Below are 1056 nucleotides of genomic sequence, written 5' to 3' on the forward strand. Positions count from 1 at the left end.
TAGAGCGGTTTCTGGCTGATCCGATTCAGAGCGGGATTCCCAAATCGCGGCATGTCTGCTTCCTTCGCGTTCGGAGTGGTGGAGATGGATCATGTCGCGCGCCTACAGCCAGGATTTGCGGGATCGGGTGATTGATGCGTCGCTGAAGGAGGCGCTTTCAGCGCGCGCTGCTGCAGCGCGTTTCGGCGTGGGGATCGCGACCGCCATCGTCTGGGTGCGCCGCGCGCGAGAGACAGGCTCGCGGGTGGCCAGGCCGCGCGGGCAGCCGAAAGGCTCGAAGCTCGACATCCATCGCGAGGCGATCCTCGGCTGGATTGCGGAGAAGGATGACATCACCATCGCCGAGATCAGGGAGAGGCTGGTCGCCGAGCGCGGCACGAGCGCCGGCGTCGGCACGGTCTGGACCTTCCTCGACCGCTGCGGCCTGACATTCAAAAAAAGACCGCGCACGCCAGCGAGCAGGACAGGCCGGACGTCGCGAGCAGACGCGAAGCGTGGTTCGACGGCCAGCCCGAACTCGACCCGGCGCGCCTGATCTTCATCGACGAGACCTGGGCCTCCACCAATATGGCGCGCCGACGCGGCCGCTCGATGAAGGGCGAGCGGCTTCGCTCGGGCGTACCCCACGGCCATTGGAAAACGACCACCTTCGTCGCCGGTCTGCGCCTGACCGGTATTGCCGCGCCCTTCGTGCTCGACGGCCCGATCGACCGCAACGCCTTCGAGACCTACGTTGCCAAGGTGCTGGTTCCGGAACTGGCAGCAGGCGATGTCGTCGTCATGGACAACCTCTCCAGCCACAAGGGGCCGAGGGTGCGCGAGATGATCGAGGCGGTCGGCGCGAGCCTGCTCTACCTGCCGCCCTACAGTCCCGACTTCAACCCGATCGAGATGGCCTTCTCCAAGCTGAAAGCCCTCCTGAGAAAAGCCGCCGAGCGATCCATCCCGGCCTTATGGGACGCCATCGGCCGCCTCATCGACCTCGTCACGCCAAACGAAGCCGCAAATTTCTTCGCCGCGGCTGGGTATGAGCCGGATTAAACCGAAAATGCTCTA

1 protein-coding gene is annotated in these 1056 nt (G+C 65.0%); it reads left to right on the forward strand.

Annotation, left to right across the window (positions count from 1 at the left end; genetic code table 11):
* Window positions 1-91: 91 nt before the first annotated feature.
* Window positions 92-1041 (forward strand): IS630 family transposase gene (locus VRZ77_RS21700; RefSeq protein ID WP_414594643.1). Its coding sequence is split into 2 segments (ribosomal slippage): window positions 92-434 and window positions 434-1041, totalling 951 coding nucleotides; the frame shifts between segments, so codons are not numbered across the junction.
* Window positions 1042-1056 lie beyond the last annotated feature (15 nt).

The organism is Ancylobacter sp. G4_0304 (assembly GCF_047501495.1).
Lineage (GTDB): Bacteria > Pseudomonadota > Alphaproteobacteria > Rhizobiales > Xanthobacteraceae > Ancylobacter.